Below are 14,945 nucleotides of genomic sequence, written 5' to 3' on the forward strand. Positions count from 1 at the left end.
GGACGAGCCGATCGATGGTGAGCGCCATCAGGCGCCCGGCTCCGATCCTTCGAGCAGCCCCAGCGCGATCGCGTGCGCGAGGACGTCCGCGTGGATCGTGTCGTGCTCGGCGATGTACGCGACGGCGTCATGCGGTGGCAGCTGCAGGACCTCGACGACCTGCTCGCCGTCGTCGGGGTTGGTCGGTGGACCCACCACCTCGACCCGGGCGAGAGCGTGCAACCAGTACGCGCGCGGGTACGACAGGTGGGGGCGGTAGGGCGCGGCCAGCAGGCTGTCCGCGACGAAGGAGGAGAAGGGTCGGATCTCACCGAGCAGCTCCGCTCCCGCCTCCTCGCGCAGCTCCCGCCGGGCGAGCTCGGGCAACGACTCCCCCGGTTCACGCGTGCCGCCCGGCAGGAACCGCCACCCCTGCACCGACCGGCTCACCACCACGTCCCCCGCGGACGTGACGGCGACCAGGTGCAGCCTGCTCACCAGCGGCTCGGGCGCAGGCTCGACCGTGTAGCGCACCGCGCAGCTGGCGTAGTCGACGCGCTCGAGGTCGTACAGCCGCGGGAGCTCCGCGCGCCACCGGTCGTCCGTCACAGAGCCATCGTCGCAGCCGGGCGGAGCCCTCCCACCACCTCGCTCGGCGGCGCGACGAGGACGTCGGACGCCCGTGAGCGCCTGCTTCCTCCGAGCGTCTGACGTCGAGGGGCTGGGAGGGATAGCGTCAGAGCATGGCTGACATCGTGGTGATCGGAGCTCACGGCAAGGTCGCTCAGCTGGCGCTGCCGCTGCTCGTCCAGGCGGGCCACCAAGTCCACGGGGTGGTGCGGAAGCCGGACCAGGTCCGGGCGGTCGAGGACACCGGGGCACACGCGACCCTCGCCGACATCGAGCATCACGACACCCGCGGCATCGCCACCCTGCTGCGCGGTCACAAGGCGGTGATCTGGTCCGCCGGAGCCGGTGGCGGTGACCCGAGCCGGACGTGGGCGGTGGACCGCGACGCGGCGATCCGCACGATGGACGCTGCGGCGAGCGTGGGCGTCCAGCGGTTCGTGATGGTGAGCTACTTCGGGGCCGGGCCCGAGCACGACGTCCCGCCGGACTCGAGCTTCTTCCCGTACGCGCAGGCGAAGTCGGTCGCCGACGGTCACCTCGCCCTCACCAACCTGGCCTGGACGATCCTGCGCCCCAGCCGTCTCACCGATGACGCGCCCACGGGCAAGATCAGCGTCGGCACCGACCAGAGCGCCGGGTCGGTGAGCCGTGGCGACGTGGCGGCCGTGATCGCCCAGGCCGTCGTCCTCCCCCGCGCCGTCGGCAAGATCTACGAGTTCAACAACGGTGAGGTCCCGATCGCGGAGGCGCTCGAGCAGGGCGGCTGGCACCCGCCGGTGCCCGAGGCCGTCGGCCCGTTGGAGGGCTGACTCAGCCCAGCCCGGTGACCCCGGGGATCCCCACCCGGCCCAGCGCGTCCAGGGTGAGCAGCACCCCGAGGATGCCGACGATCCACGACGTCATCGACGCGGCCGACCTCGACATCCACGCCTCGAGCCGCTCCAGCGGCCCGCGCACCCACTGGTAGGCGAGCACGCGGAAGGCGAGCAGCACCAGCGCGGGCAGGATCATCACGAGGCAGTAGCCCGCGAGCACGGTGACGCCGCTCGCCAGCGTGACCTCGGACGCGGTGAGCAGCCCGATCGCCGACAGGTACGGCAGCATGCTCGCGGTCTCGATCCCTGCCGCCCCGAGCGCGAGCCCGACGAGCGCGACCAGCGACCCGCCGCCCTCCGCGCCCATCGCCCGAGCCCGCCAGCGCGCGACGCGACCGGGCCGGGGAGGTGACGTCGTCTCGGAGCTCACGACCGCCGTCGAGCCGCCGACGGCGGAGCTCGCCCCAGCGGGGACGCTCGCCTGGGCGGTGGGCACCTGGGCGGTCCCGCCCTCGGCCGCCGTGGTGGTCGCGGGCTTCTTCGGGTCGAGCATGAACGAGAGCAGGAACAGCCCCACGCCGAGCGCGAGCTGGATCCACGAGGCCGCAGGGGTCTCCAGGAAGCCACCGAGGGCGCCGGCGACCTGGGTGGCTCCGGCGAGCAGGGCGACGCCCAGCACGAAGTAGTACGCCGCGACGGTGCCGAGGAAGATCAGCACCCGGTGCGCGCGCAGCCGCCCGGGCGCGAGCATCAGCCACAGCGGGATCAGCAGGGTGCCGAAGCTGGTGGAGTCCACCAGCGCGAGTGCGGCGAGCGGGGCCAGCAGTTCTGTCATGGCTCCACCCTGAGCGGCGGCGGCCACGGGCGCGTCGGCCATCGTGCGCATCCGTCGCCGCCTCGCGTACATCCTTCAGCCGACACCCGACGGGCACCGGCTGTGCTGGGATGGGCGGGTGAGGAGGATGGTGCGCGCGCTGGGGCGTCTCAGTCGCGGCTACTCCGACGACCCGGGACCGCTGAGCGCGCTCGTGCTGCTCGTCGTGGGTGCGGTGACGATCTGGGTCGGGTTGTCCGGCCTCTGGATCGTGCGGACGTGGGAGGCACCGGCCTGGTGGCACCTGGTCCCGCTGCTGGTCGGCTGCGCGGCGAACCTGGTGCGCCGCTCGCATCCCGGCATCACGCTCGCGGTCGCCGTCCCGGTGTTCATGGCCGACCTGCTGATCGGTGGCTCGCTCGCGGTCCTGCTCGTGCTGTTCGACGCGATCTACTCGGCCGAGCGGTTCGGCTCGCAGCGACTGCGACAGGTGGTGCGGTTCGGCGCGGGCGTCGTGACCGTGGGCGTGACGATCGCCTCGGCGCTCGCGGGGATGCCGCCCCGAGCCGTGGCGGCCATGGCGCTGCAGACCGTGGCGATGCTGGCGGTCCCGATCTGGTGGGCGCTGGACGTGCGGCACCGCACCGAGCTGGCCGACGCCGCGACCGCACGCGCCGAGCTGGAGGTGTCGCGGGCGGCCGAGCGCGCACGGGCCCAGGACGCCGAGCGGCGCAGCGCCGTGCAGGCCGAGCGGTCCCGGATGGCGCGGGAGCTGCACGATGCCGTCGCCGGTGATGTCAGCGCGCTCGTGATCCGCGCCGGCGCGGCCCTGGCCGCACCGCCCGGGCCGAGCGACCGGGAGTCGCTCGCCGCGGTGCGCGAGAGCGGTCTGCACGCCCTCGGTGAGCTCCGCACGATGATCGAGGTGCTCGCGGCCGACGGCACGGCCGAGCCGATCGCGCCCACACTGACCCAGGATGGAGCCGAGCTGCTGGAGCGAGCCGAGGCCCAGGCCGACGGCGTCGCACCCGCTGATCTCGCGCCGCTCACTCCCGCCGTGGACCGGGCCGGCTACCGGGTCCTGCAGGAGGCCCTGACGAACGCCGCACGGCACGGCCGCCCGGGCACCACCCGGGTCCACATCCAGCGCGACGGCGACCGCGTCGAGATGAGGGTGAGGAACGCCGTCGAACGTGGATCAGAACCGGCGACCGGGATCGGTCTGGCGAGCATGACCGAGCGTGCGCACGCGGTGGGAGGCATGCTGGAGGTCGGGATCGAGGAGGACACATGGACGGTGGCGGCGACGCTCCCGGCGACGTCGTGAGCGGCGCGCCACGCGTGCGGGTGGTGCTCGCGGACGACCACGGAGCGGTCCGCGCGGGCCTGCGGATGGTGCTGGACGCGGCTCCGGACATCGAGGTCGTCGGCGAGGCGGCCGATGGTGCGGCCGCGGTCACCAACGCCCGCGCGCTGCGCCCCGACGTGGTGCTCATGGACGTGCGGATGCCCGGCATCGACGGGATCGAGGCCACCCGGATGGTCACCGGTGAGGGCCTCGCCCAGGTGCTGGTGCTCACAACGTTCGATCTCGACGACGCCGTGTTCGGGGCGCTGCGGGCCGGGGCGGCCGGGTTCCTGCTCAAGTCGGCGACGCCCGAGGAGCTGCTGACCGCCGTCCGACGGGTCGCCGCTGGCGACGGCGCCCTGGCACCCGAGGTGGTGCGGCGCGTCCTCGACGCCGCGGTGGCCGGTCGCGCCGCATCGGCCGGGCGGGGCGAGGCGAGCGACGCCGTCGGACGTGCCGTGGCCGAGCTGACCGAGCGTGAGCGCGAGGTCTTGGCCGCGCTGGGGCGCGGGCTGGCCAACGCCCAGATCGCCGAGGAGCTCGTCATCAGCGAGGCGACGGCGAAGACCCACGTCTCCCGCGTCCTCGCCAAGCTCGGGGTGGCCTCGCGTGTGCAGGCCGCGCTGATCGCGCAGCGGCTGAGCTGATGACCGACGCTGACGCTGGAGCTGGCCGCGGGTCGAGGTAATCCCCCACCGCGAGAAGGCGCCGCAATACCTCGAACCCTGCCGGGACCCCGCGGGATCCCGCTGAAGCCCCGCCGGCACCCCTGCCAGAACCTCCGCTGGGTCGAGGTAATCCGCCACCGCGGGAAGGTAGTGCTTTACCTCGAAGGGGGGAGGGGGCGGCGGCATCGCCTCGAACCACGGCACGTCCCCGCTGCGTCGAGGTAATCCGCAGCCGCGAGAAGGTGCCGCAATACCTCGAACCGTCGGAGCCCGCCGGAAGCCGCCGCCGGGTCGAGGTAATCGACCACCGCGGGAAGGTGGTGCTTTACCTCGAACGGAGGTGGGGTAGGGGCGGGGGCGCGGGGGGCGGCGGGGCGGGGCGGGACCGGGTGGGTCAGGCGGTCGGGACGTACATGACCACGTGGAGGCCGGTCGTCTCCGACGGCTCCATCCGGTGGTGCTCGAAGACCAGCAGGCCGTCGTCGCCGGCGCGGAAGGTCCGACGGCGGGAGGCGAACCGTTCGATCGTGAGTTCGGCCCACTGGGCGCGGAAGTCCGCGCTCCGCTCGCGGAGCCGGTCCACCAGCGCCTGGTGGCGGGGGGCGCTGAGCCGCACACCCGACTCGGCGCGGAACTCGGCCAGGAAGCGCCGGCTGTCCTGCTCCCAGTCGGGCAGCAGCTCACGGAGGCCGGGGTCGGTGTAGACGAGCCAGAGCAGGTTCCGGTCTGCGGCGTCGAGGGTCGCGATCGGCGGGTAGAGCCTGGCGTACGCGGCGTTCCACCCGGCGATCGTCCAGTCGGTGGTCAGGGCGAAGGCCGGGAAGTCGAGGGCATCCAGCAGGTGCTGCAGGTGCGCGGGCATGTCCTCGGGCTCGTCGTCGACCGGGTCGTCCTCACGTTCGGCGAGCGCGATCACGTAGTCGATCTCGGCGGCCGTCAGCCCGAGCACCCGCGCCACCGCCGCGAGCACCTGCCGCGAGACGTTGATGTCGCGCCCCTGCTCGAGCCACGTGTACCAGGTGCCGCTCACGCCCGAGAGCGTCGCGACCTCCTCGCGGGACAGACCGGCGTCGCTGCGCCGGGTCGTGGGCGGCAGCCCGACCGCGGACCGGCTCATCCCCCGCCGTCGGCTGGTGAGGAACTCACCGAGCTGCTCGCGCCGGGGCGTGCGCGGCCTGATCACCGGCGCTCCGACACGCGGACGTCATACGCCTGGAGGTGGCGGTTGCTCGGAGCGTATGACGCAACGAGGGTGGCGGTACGCACGAGGTTGATGGTACTGCGAGTACTAGTACCGGTGGCATCTTCCGGTGCCGAGCGGGCTGTGGCGCAATGGTGCGATGCCCGACTACCGCTCTCGCACAGTCACCCACGGACGCAACATGGCGGGGGCCCGCGCGCTGTTCCGCGCCGCCGGTGTGCCCGGCGCCGACCTGGGACGCAAGCCGATCATCGCCGTCGCGAACTCCTTCACCGAGTTCGTTCCGGGCCACACGCACCTCGCCCCGGTGGGCCGGATCGTCTCCGACGCCATCACGGAGGCCGGCGGCATCCCGCGCGAGTTCAACACGATCGCTGTCGACGACGGCATCGCCATGGGCCACGGCGGCATGCTCTATTCCCTCCCGAGCCGCGACCTGATCGCCGACTCGGTCGAGTACATGGTCAACGCCCACTGCGCCGACGCGCTGGTCTGCATCTCCAACTGCGACAAGATCACGCCCGGCATGCTGCTGGCCGCGCTGCGCCTCAACATCCCCACCGTGTTCGTCTCGGGCGGCCCGATGGAGTCCGGCCGCACCACGCTCGAGGACGGCACGATCCGCACGCTCGACCTCGTCGACGCGATGTCGGAGGCCGTCAACGAGAAGGTCTCGGACGAGGACATCGCGCGCATCGAGGAGGCCGCCTGCCCCACCTGCGGCTCCTGCTCGGGCATGTTCACCGCCAACTCGATGAACTGCCTGACCGAGGCGATCGGGCTCTCGCTGCCGGGCAACGGCTCGGTGCTGGCGACCCACACCGCCCGCCGCGCGCTCTACGAGAAGGCGGGCTCGCTCGTCGTCGAGGCCACCAAGCGCTACTACGAGGGCGACGACGACACCGTGCTCCCCCTCAGCATCGCCACGCCGGCTGCCTTCGGGAACGCGATGGCCCTCGACATCGCCATGGGCGGCTCGACGAACACGATCCTGCACCTGCTCGCCGCGGCACACGAGGCCGGTGTGCCCTTCGGGCTCGACGAGATCGACGCCGTCTCCCGCCGGGTGCCCTGCCTCGCCAAGGTCGCCCCCAACATCGCGGGCAGCCGCACCTACTACATGGAGGATGTGCACCGCGCGGGCGGCATCCCCGCGCTGCTCGGTGAGCTGCGCCGCGGCGGCCTGCTGGACGAGAACGTCCACACGATCCACGCCGCCACGATCGGCGAGTGGCTCGACGAGTGGGACGTCCGCGGCGGGAAGGCCACCCAGGAGGCCATCGAGCTCTGGCACGCCGCCCCGGGCGGCCAGCGCTCCTCGACGGCGTTCTCGCAGTCGGCGCGCTGGAACGACCTCGACACCGACGCCGCGAGCGGCTGCATCCGCGACGTGGAGCACGCGTACACCAAGGACGGCGGCCTCGGCGTGCTGCGCGGGAACATCGCGGTCGACGGCGCGGTGGTGAAGACCGCGGGCGTCGACCCCTCGATCTGGACCTTCTCCGGCCCGGCCGTGGTGTGCGAGTCGCAGGAGGAGGCGGTCGAGAAGATCCTGGCCAAGCAGGTCACGGAGGGCGATGTGGTGGTCATCCGCTACGAGGGACCCAAGGGCGGGCCGGGCATGCAGGAGATGCTCTACCCGACGTCGTTCCTCAAGGGCCGCGGCATCGGCAAGGCCTGCGCGCTGATCACCGACGGTCGCTTCTCGGGCGGCACCTCCGGGCTGTCGATCGGGCACATCTCGCCCGAGGCGGCCGCGGGCGGCGTCATCGCGCTGGTCGAGGACGGCGACATCGTCTCGATCGACATCCCCACCCGCTCGCTGCAGCTCGAGGTGCCGCAGCACGAGCTCGACCGCCGCCGCGACGAGCTCGAGGCGAACGGTGGCTACCGGCCGAAGAACCGCGTGCGGCCCGTCTCGGCCGCGCTGCGGGCCTACGCGGCGTTCGCGCAGTCCGCGGACAAGGGCGCGGTGCGGGTGGTGCCGGACGAGCCCGTGGTCACCGTGCGGTCAGCGGCGCCGGGCCGCGAAGAAGTCCTTGAGGAGCCTGCCGCACTCGTCGGCACGGACGCCTGAGGTCACCACGGGCCGGTGGTTCAGCCGGGGGTCGGCGACGACGTCGCTGACCGACCCGGCGGCCCCGGCCTTGGGGTCCCACGCCCCGAACACCACCCGGTCCACCCGGGAGAGCACGATCGCGCCCGCGCACATCGTGCACGGCTCCAACGTCACCACCAGCGTGCAGCCGCCCAGGTGCCACCGACCCCGCGCGAGGCCCGCCCCGCGCAGGGCGAGGATCTCCGCATGAGCCGTGGGGTCGCCGTCGACCTCTCGCCTGTTGTGGGTGGCGACGACGACGGCGCCGCGCTCGTCGAGCACGACCGCCCCGATCGGGACGTCGTTCACCTGGGGCGCGAGCCGAGCCTGCGCGAGCGCAAGACCCATCGCCTCGTCGTCGTCCACGCGCCCAGTATCTCGGGTTCCGCGCCGGCGGGCCGATCCACCTGAGTGCCTGCCGTTTCGCGATCGTGGCTGACGCACGATCTCGGGTGGTGGCGACCGCGGCGCGGATCGACCTGGCGCCCGCGTGACGGGGGCTACTCGACCGGCAGTGCGTCGCGCATCGACTGCGCGGTGGCGCGGGGGTCATAGCCCTCCGGGACGCCGTCGACGAGGATGATGTCGCCCGGGATGTGCCGCGAGCGCAGCGGTGCGATCTGACGATATTCAGGTGAGTCCCACCAGGCGCGCGCCCGGTCGATGTCGGGGAAGCCGATGAGCACGACGTGGCCGGGCCAGGAACCCTCCTTGACCTCGTGCTGCGTGACGTGGACCAGGAACTGGCCGCCGAACGGTTCGAACGTGCCGGGGATCCGCTCGATGTACTCGACGACGTCGCGGTGCGGCGGGGACTCCTGCAGGTGGGCGATGGCGTACGCGGTCATGTCTGCTCCGTTCTGTCGACGAGATCCGTCCGGGTCACGAGCGCCGCCCAGCGAGCGCCTTCCGCACCAGAGGCGGATCGGGATTGGTGTGGGAGACGCCGTCGATCACGACCGTGGGGACGGTCTCGTTGCCGTCGTTGACGCTGCGTACGAAGGCAGCGGCGTCGGCGTCCTGCCAGATGTTGACCCAGGCCGCGCGGCGGCCGGCCCGGCCGAGCGCCGAGCGCAGCCGCAGGCAGTAGGTGCATCCGGGGCGCCAGTAGATGGTGACCGGTCGAGCTGCCTCCGGCGTCGCGAGGACGTCGGCGTGGCTGCGCGCGGTGCGGCGCCCCTGGAACGGGCTCAGCCACCAGCTCAGCGCGAGGCCGAGAGCGCCGTAGACGATCGCGAGCCAGTACGTGCCCTCCATCACAGCGGACACGACCAGGTACGCCGAGAGCGCCGCCATCGGTACCCACATCCAGCGCATCGGTCCATCCTCATCGTGCCGACGAAGGTGCGCATCCATCACTCGGGGGAGATGGGCGGGATATCGTGCGAAGCATGCACCTGCACGTGGCCGACCACCCCCTGGTCTCGCACAAGCTCACCCTCCTGCGCGACGAGCGCACGCCGTCGCCGACGTTCCGGCAGCTCACGGAGGAGCTCGTCACCCTGCTCACCTACGAGGCGACGCGCGGGTTGAAGACCGTGCCCGCCGAGATCACGACGCCCGTCACCACGATGACCGGTCAGCGTCTCGCCGAGCCGCGTCCGATGGTGGTGCCGATCCTGCGCGCCGGCCTGGGGATGCTCGAGGGCATCACCCGGCTGCTGCCGACGGCGGAGGTCGGGTTCCTCGGTCTCGTGCGGGACGAGGAGACGTTCGAGGCGGTCACCTACGCCAACCGGCTCCCGGAGGACCTGTCCGGGCGGCAGTGCTACCTCGTCGACCCCATGCTCGCGACCGGCGGAACCATGGTCGCCGCGATTCAGTACCTGCTCGAGCGCGGCGCCAACGACGTCACCTGCATCTGCCTGCTCGCCGCCCCGGAAGGTCTCAGCACCGTGGAGCAGATGGTGGGCGACGAGGCGAACGTCAAGGTCGTCGTCGCAGCGGTCGACGAGCGTCTGAACGAGAAGGGGTACATCGTGCCCGGGCTCGGGGATGCCGGCGACCGGCTCTTCGGCGTCGTCTAGCACGCAGATGCGCGTCCTCAACGTCCTGCTCAACATCATCTGGCTGGTGCTGGCCGGGATCCCGATGGCGCTGGGCTACGTGCTCGCCGGGATCATCTGCTGCATCCTCGTCGTCACGATCCCGTGGGGTGTCGCCTCGTTCCGGATCGCCAACTACGTGTTCTGGCCGTTCGGGCGCACGGTGGTGCAGAAGCCCAGCGCGGGTGCGGCGTCCGCGATCGGGAACGTCATCTGGATCCTCGTCGCCGGCATCTGGCTCGCGATCGCTCACCTCGTGAGCGCGATCGCCCTGTTCGTGACGATCATCGGCATCCCGCTCGCGATCGCCGAGCTCAAGATCATCCCGGTCACGCTGACCCCGCTCGGCCGCGAGATCGTCTCGAGCGACCGGACCTTCGCCCGCTACGGCAACGTCACCCAGGTCTAGGTTTCACCGCACTTTCGGCGCTGTACCGATTTCGCCGCACTTTCCACCCTGTAGCGGTGTCACCGCACTTTCGCACCCGACTGCTTCACGCCGTCGAAAGTGCGTTGAAACCCGGCCGCGGCGGAAAGTGCGTTGAAACCCGACCGCGCCGAAAGTGCGGTGAAATCTCAGAGGGTGGCGAGGGCCTGGGCCAGGTCGCCCTGGAGGTCGACGACGTCCTCGAGCCCGACCGAGAACCGGATCGTCGACTCGCTGATCCCGCACGCGGCGCGGCCCTCGGGGCCGAGCTTGCGGTGCGTGGTCGTGGCAGGGTGGGTCACGAGGGACTTGAGGTCGCCGAGGTTGTTCGAGATGTCGACGACGCGCAGCGCGTCCAGGAACCCGAAGGTGCGCTTCTTGAGGGCGTCGCCCGCGAGCCCGGCGTCGTCGAGGTCGAACGTGACGACGGTGCCGCCGCCGGTCATCTGGGCGCGCGCCAGCTCGTGCTGGGGGTGGGACTCCAGGAACGGGTAGCGCACCTGTGCGATCCCGGGCTGCTCCTCGAGCCACCGTGCGATCTCGAGCGAGGCCGCCGCCTGCGCCCGCACCCGGAGCGCGAGGGTCTCCAGCCCCTTGAGCAGCACCCAGGCGTTGAACGGGGCCAGGCTGGGCCCGGTGTTGCGGATCATCGTCTGCACCGGCCCGTAGACGTAGTCCTTCGGCCCGAGGATGGCGCCGCCCATCACGCGGCCCTGGCCGTCGAGGTGCTTGGTCGCCGAGTAGACGACCACGTCGACGCCGAAGTCCACGGGCCGCTGCAGCACCGGGGTCGCGAACACGTTGTCGAGGATCACGATCGCCCCGGCGCGGTGCGCCAGCTCGGTGACCGCGGCGATGTCGACGATCTCCTGCATGGGGTTGGAGGGCGTCTCGAAGATCACGACGTCGGCCGGTTCCGACAGGGCCGCCGCCCAGCCCTCCAGGTCGGTCGCGGAGACGTAGTCGGTCCGCACGCCCCACTTGCCGAGGATGTCGTTGAGCACCACGAAGGTGGACCCGAACAGCGCCGTGCTGGCCACCACCCGGCTGCCCTGCTCGAGCACGGCGGCGAGCGAGGTGAACACGGCGGCCATCCCGGTCGCCGTCGCGTAGCAGGCCTCGGTGCCCTCGAGCAGCCGGAGCCGCTCCTCGAACGCGTTGACCGTCGGGTTCCCGTAGCGGCTGTAGGTGAAGCGGTCGATCTCCTCGGCGAAGGCGGCCTCGGCGTCGGCGGCGCGCGGGTAGGCGTAGCCCTGCGTGAGGAAGACCGGCTCGGAGATCTCCTCGAAGGCGGTGCGCTCGAACCCGCCGCGGACGGCGAGCGTGCCCGGTCCCAGACCTTCCGGCAGGTTCGTGCGCGGCTCGGGGCGGCTCACTGCTGCCTCCAGGGCAGCCCGTCGGCGCGCCAACCTGTGCCGCCGCGGTGACCCTCGTCGTCGACCTCGCCCTCGAAGCCGTCGGAGATGTTGTACGCCGGTCCGTAGCCGGCCGCCGTCAGCGCCGCGGCCGCGGCGGCGGAACGGTGACCGCTGCGGCACAGCAGCACGATCGGGGTGCCCGGGTCGACCTGCGCGGTCACCGCCTGCACGAACCCGGCGGGGTTCGGCCCGCTGCCGAGCGAGCTCCACTCCGCGAACAGCGGTCGCTTGCCGAGGCTCGTGGTGTCGGGGACACCCACGAACGCCCACTCGGCCTGGGTGCGCACGTCGACCAGCACGGCGTCCTCGTCCTGCTTCAACAGCTCCCACGCCTCGGTGGGCGTGAGATCGCCTGCGTAGCTCATGTCGCCTCCATCGGTCCTGGCGGTAGCACCGTGCCGCGTGTCGCGGATGGTTGCTGCAGCGTCGTCGAGCCAGATCTCTCAGCTGCTCTGGATGGTGTCCGACGGCGAGTGTACGGGTTCGTCCCCGACCCGCCGGAACGATGTCATCACCTCGTCCATCCCTTGAGCACGGCCCCGGTGCAACACTCGTCACAGCCGAGACACTCACGCGATATCAGGCCCGGCGCCGGGAGGCCATGTGCGTCACCGCATCGGAGGGGTGCTGGTGCTCGCGGCCACGCTGGCGCTGACAGCGTGCATCGGCGCCGGGCCTGGTGAGCAGACGACGGCCGGCTCGGGCTGGCGGCTTCTCGGTGAGGGCCTCTCCGGCTCGGCCTATCGCACAGGCGTCGCCACCACGGCCGATCAGATGGAGGCGCTCTGGGACGAGGCCGGGCTCGACGGCGACCCGCCGCCCATCGACTTCGCCACCGAGATCGGAGTGTGGTTCGGCGCCGTGTACGGCGGCGACTGCCCGATACGGCTCGACGACGTGGTGGTGACCGGCGACGTGCTCCACGCGGAGATCGTGATCCGGGGCTACCCCGATGGGTGCTCCGACGACGCCAACCCGCACGCGTACGTCGTCGCCGTAGAGCGAACGATGCTGCCCGACCGCGCATTCTGGGTCCAGCTCAGCGCCGACGACCCACCGCGCGGGGAGCCAGAAGAGCGCACGTTCGTCGACGTCGATCTCTCCGAGCCGGGTTCGACGGCCGACTCCTGACCGCGCGACCGGTGATCCGTCCTCTCGGTCGCCGGTGCCCGGCCTGGTGAGGGTGTCGATTGCGTCCCCGCGGGCCCGCACCCACCAGAATGTTCGGGTGCGTTCTCTCCGTCTCGGCGTCGCTCTGCTCGCCGCCTCCGCCGCGCTCCTGACCGGCTGCACCGACCCCTCGCCCGCGCTCGACGAGCCGAGCGAGCCTCCGTCGTCGGAGACCTCGGAGGGAACCTCGGAGTCGCCCGAGCCCGAGGAGCCCAGCGAATCGGCCACCGAGGCCGACGAGCCCGCACCGCCGGTGTTCGGGACATCGCCCACCCAGCCGGGCGGTGCGGCGACCGCGTGCGTCGCGGACGCGCTCGGAGCCCCGCTCACCTTCAGCACCGTGCTGACGGCGGCCGACCCGATCACCCTCGACGACCTCACGCTCGACCCCCAGAACGCGGCCGAGATCGAGATCCTCGACGCGTACGTGCTGCCGTTCAGCGGCGGCGCCGGTGGCCTTGCCGTCGGCGACTACCCGCCCGCGGACCCCGGGGCCGCCCGCGAGGACGTGGGTGGGTACCCGCTCGCGGCCGGCGAGACGGTGACCGTCGGCGTGGGCGTGAGCGCGCAGAGCCCGACCACGATGGAGTTCGTCCTCACCTATCGCGGGGCCGACGGCGACGTCCGCACCCTCACCGCCCAGCACGAGGTGTCGATCGCCCAGACCTGCACCTCCGAGGGGCCGGCCACCGAGACCCCCACCGGAACCGCGACCGGCTGACTCCCCTGGCGTCATACGTTCGGAGGAACCCCTGCCACGCGGCGTATGACGTCAGGCCGGGGCGGCGTCCTCCACAACGGCGTCGTCGTCGCCCTGGTCGAGGTGGCGGAGCTGACGCCAGATCAGCACCACGAACACCGCCGACCCGATGCCGGCGAACCAGAACGGCGTCGCCACGGTGTAGCGCTCGGCGAGCAGGCCACCGAGCGTGGACCCGAGCACCAGACCACCGAAGACGCCGAGGCTGTTGACGCCGTTGACCCGCCCCTGCAGGGTGAGCGGCACCACGCGTTGCCGGATGGTCGCCGAGGTCGTCCCCCACACGAAGGCGTGCGCGCCGAAGACCACGAAGATCACCATCGCCACCCACGGGGTGTGCGTGGTGGCGAGCGCGAGGTGCGTCAGCGCCTCGATGATCAGGCCGATCCGCATGAGGTTGCCCAGCGTCACCCGCCGGGTCAGCCAGCCGTAGCAGCCCGTGCCGACCAGCCCGCCGATCGCCCCCATGGTCGTGATCAGCCCGAACCCGATCGCGCCGATGCCCAGCTGACGCTGGGCGTACAGCACCAGCACCGACCACGCGGCGCCGAACGTGATGTTGAAGATGAAGATCGTCAGCACCAGCGTGCGGACCGCCGGATGCGTCGCCGCCCAGCGCAGCCCCTCGGCGAGGTCGTGCCGCACGTGTCGCCGCTCGCCGGTGCGCTCGATCCGGGGCAGCCGCACCCGGGACAGCAGCACCAGCGCCGCGACCACCAGCAGGATCTGGCTGGCGAACGGCCACGCGTGCCCGAGCGCGAACAGTGCCGCACCGACCGGCGGTCCCGCCAGCTGGTTGAGGGTGACGACGCCGGTCATCACCCGCGCGTTCGCCACCGGGAGGTCCTTGCGTGCCACCAGCATCGGCACGAGCGTCGAGGACGTGTTGTCCACGAACACCTCGGCGCAGCCGAGGAGGAACAGCACCGGCAGCACGATGCTGATCGACACGTGCCCGGTGAGCACCGCCGTCGCGAGCACGGCGAGCACCACGATCCGGAGGGCGTTCGCGGTCACCATGACGCGCCACCGGTCGAAACGGTCCGAGATCACGCCCGCGACGAGCGAGAACAGCAGCGGCGGCAACCACTGCAGCGTGGCGCCGAGCGCGACCAGCCGGGCATCGTCGGTGAGCGACGCGACCAGGAGCGGGCCGGCGGCCAGCACGATGCCGTCGCCGAGGTTGCTCACCCAGCTCGATCCGAGGAGCCACCGGAACGGCCGGCCCAGACGAGCGGGGAGCAGCCTCTCCGTCAGCCTGCTCATCGCACCCACGAGCAGTGCACGCTACTCCTGTGCTTGGGTAGCGTCGGGGACATGGACTGGACCGCCGACGTCGACGCTGGATCCTGGCTCGTCGAGCGCATCGACAGGCCGTGGCGGGGCACGATCCACGACGTCGTCCCGCGTGGTTTCAACGCGTACGCGCGGGTGCTCCACCCCGCCTCGCGCGACCGCCCCGTCGGGCAGCCGTGGCCGCCGCTGCCGTACGCCGCGCACCGCGCCGAGTGGGCGGCCTTCCAGGCCGACGGCCCGCAGATCGACGGCGAGCAGGTCTCGTGGGAGCGGACC

The 14,945-nt window shown here is 72.0% G+C and carries 17 protein-coding genes and 1 riboswitch; of the genes, 8 read left to right on the plus strand and 9 right to left on the minus strand.

What is annotated here, in order from left to right; translation table 11 throughout:
* Positions 1-27 precede the first annotated feature (27 nt).
* Positions 28-588, minus strand: a complete 561-nt coding sequence (locus GPA04_RS08915) for an NUDIX domain-containing protein (RefSeq protein WP_162458563.1) — start codon at positions 586-588, stop codon at positions 28-30.
* Between the two features lie 134 nt (positions 589-722).
* Between GPA04_RS08915 and GPA04_RS08920 the strand changes: the two genes are divergently transcribed.
* Positions 723-1,418: an SDR family oxidoreductase gene (locus GPA04_RS08920; RefSeq protein ID WP_156223728.1), complete on the plus strand. Its 696-nt coding sequence runs from the start codon at positions 723-725 to the stop codon at positions 1,416-1,418.
* Between the two features lies 1 nt (position 1,419).
* Here the strand turns inward: GPA04_RS08920 and GPA04_RS08925 are convergent, their stop codons facing one another.
* Positions 1,420-2,259: a GAP family protein gene (locus tag GPA04_RS08925; RefSeq protein WP_156223729.1), complete on the minus strand. Its 840-nt coding sequence runs from the start codon at positions 2,257-2,259 to the stop codon at positions 1,420-1,422.
* A gap of 127 nt (positions 2,260-2,386) precedes the next feature.
* On the opposite strand from GPA04_RS08925, the gene GPA04_RS08930 reads away from it, so the two are divergent.
* Complete coding sequence (locus tag GPA04_RS08930; RefSeq protein ID WP_241680711.1) at positions 2,387-3,565, plus strand: sensor histidine kinase; 1,179 nt, start codon at positions 2,387-2,389, stop codon at positions 3,563-3,565.
* The gene (locus tag GPA04_RS08935) at positions 3,529-4,233 is read left to right on the plus strand and encodes a response regulator (RefSeq protein WP_156223731.1); all 705 of its coding nucleotides are present in this window, start codon (positions 3,529-3,531) and stop codon (positions 4,231-4,233) included. The genes GPA04_RS08930 and GPA04_RS08935 overlap by 37 nt, the downstream gene beginning before the upstream one ends.
* Before the next feature lie 415 nt (positions 4,234-4,648).
* Here the strand turns inward: GPA04_RS08935 and GPA04_RS08940 are convergent, their stop codons facing one another.
* Positions 4,649-5,437, minus strand: coding sequence for a helix-turn-helix transcriptional regulator (locus tag GPA04_RS08940; protein ID WP_241680684.1), 789 nt, complete (start codon positions 5,435-5,437; stop codon positions 4,649-4,651).
* Positions 5,438-5,594: 157 nt separating this feature from the next.
* On the opposite strand from GPA04_RS08940, the gene ilvD reads away from it, so the two are divergent.
* Positions 5,595-7,532, plus strand: coding sequence for a dihydroxy-acid dehydratase (ilvD, locus tag GPA04_RS08945; protein WP_156223732.1), 1,938 nt, complete (start codon positions 5,595-5,597; stop codon positions 7,530-7,532).
* Here ilvD and GPA04_RS08950 read toward each other — a convergent pair.
* From GPA04_RS08950 to GPA04_RS21500, 3 genes are all read right to left on the minus strand, one after another.
* Positions 7,467-7,919, minus strand: a complete 453-nt coding sequence (locus GPA04_RS08950; protein WP_366464524.1) for a nucleoside deaminase — start codon at positions 7,917-7,919, stop codon at positions 7,467-7,469. The two genes, ilvD and GPA04_RS08950, sit on opposite strands and share 66 nt — an antisense overlap.
* Before the next feature lie 134 nt (positions 7,920-8,053).
* On the minus strand, positions 8,054-8,401 hold the full coding sequence (locus tag GPA04_RS08955) for a DUF1330 domain-containing protein (protein ID WP_156223733.1): 348 nt from the start codon (positions 8,399-8,401) through the stop codon (positions 8,054-8,056).
* 34 nt (positions 8,402-8,435) lie between these two features.
* Positions 8,436-8,870, minus strand: coding sequence for a glutaredoxin domain-containing protein (locus tag GPA04_RS21500; protein ID WP_162458564.1), 435 nt, complete (start codon positions 8,868-8,870; stop codon positions 8,436-8,438).
* Between the two features lie 74 nt (positions 8,871-8,944).
* Between GPA04_RS21500 and upp the strand changes: the two genes are divergently transcribed.
* A complete protein-coding gene (upp, locus tag GPA04_RS08965) occupies positions 8,945-9,580 on the plus strand; it encodes a uracil phosphoribosyltransferase (RefSeq protein ID WP_156223734.1) in 636 nt (211 codons plus the stop codon).
* Between the two features lie 7 nt (positions 9,581-9,587).
* Positions 9,588-10,007 carry a YccF domain-containing protein gene (locus GPA04_RS08970; protein WP_156223735.1) on the plus strand — a complete coding sequence of 140 codons (420 nt, stop codon included), beginning with the start codon at positions 9,588-9,590 and terminating at the stop codon, positions 10,005-10,007.
* 167 nt (positions 10,008-10,174) lie between these two features.
* Here GPA04_RS08970 and GPA04_RS08975 read toward each other — a convergent pair whose 3' ends face one another.
* Both GPA04_RS08975 and GPA04_RS08980 read right to left on the minus strand, forming a co-directional pair.
* Positions 10,175-11,401, minus strand: coding sequence for an O-succinylhomoserine sulfhydrylase (locus GPA04_RS08975; protein WP_156223736.1), 1,227 nt, complete (start codon positions 11,399-11,401; stop codon positions 10,175-10,177).
* Positions 11,398-11,808 (minus strand): rhodanese-like domain-containing protein, encoded by a 411-nt coding sequence (locus tag GPA04_RS08980; RefSeq protein ID WP_156223737.1) that lies wholly within the window; start codon positions 11,806-11,808, stop codon positions 11,398-11,400. The genes GPA04_RS08975 and GPA04_RS08980 overlap by 4 nt, the downstream gene beginning before the upstream one ends.
* A gap of 4 nt (positions 11,809-11,812) precedes the next feature.
* Positions 11,813-11,906: riboswitch (SAM riboswitch) on the minus strand.
* A 140-nt stretch (positions 11,907-12,046) separates the two neighbouring features.
* Here GPA04_RS08980 and GPA04_RS08985 point away from each other — a divergent pair.
* The gene (locus GPA04_RS08985) at positions 12,047-12,574 is read left to right on the plus strand and encodes a hypothetical protein (RefSeq protein ID WP_156223738.1); all 528 of its coding nucleotides are present in this window, start codon (positions 12,047-12,049) and stop codon (positions 12,572-12,574) included.
* Positions 12,575-12,671: 97 nt separating this feature from the next.
* The gene (locus GPA04_RS08990; RefSeq protein WP_156223739.1) at positions 12,672-13,334 is read left to right on the plus strand and encodes a hypothetical protein; all 663 of its coding nucleotides are present in this window, start codon (positions 12,672-12,674) and stop codon (positions 13,332-13,334) included.
* 51 nt (positions 13,335-13,385) lie between these two features.
* Here GPA04_RS08990 and GPA04_RS08995 read toward each other — a convergent pair whose 3' ends face one another.
* Positions 13,386-14,639: an MFS transporter gene (locus GPA04_RS08995; RefSeq protein WP_156223740.1), complete on the minus strand. Its 1,254-nt coding sequence runs from the start codon at positions 14,637-14,639 to the stop codon at positions 13,386-13,388.
* Positions 14,640-14,945: the final 306 nt, after the last annotated feature.

Source organism: Pseudactinotalea suaedae, assembly GCF_009733815.1.
In the GTDB taxonomy this organism is placed as follows: domain Bacteria; phylum Actinomycetota; class Actinomycetes; order Actinomycetales; family Beutenbergiaceae; genus Pseudactinotalea; species Pseudactinotalea suaedae.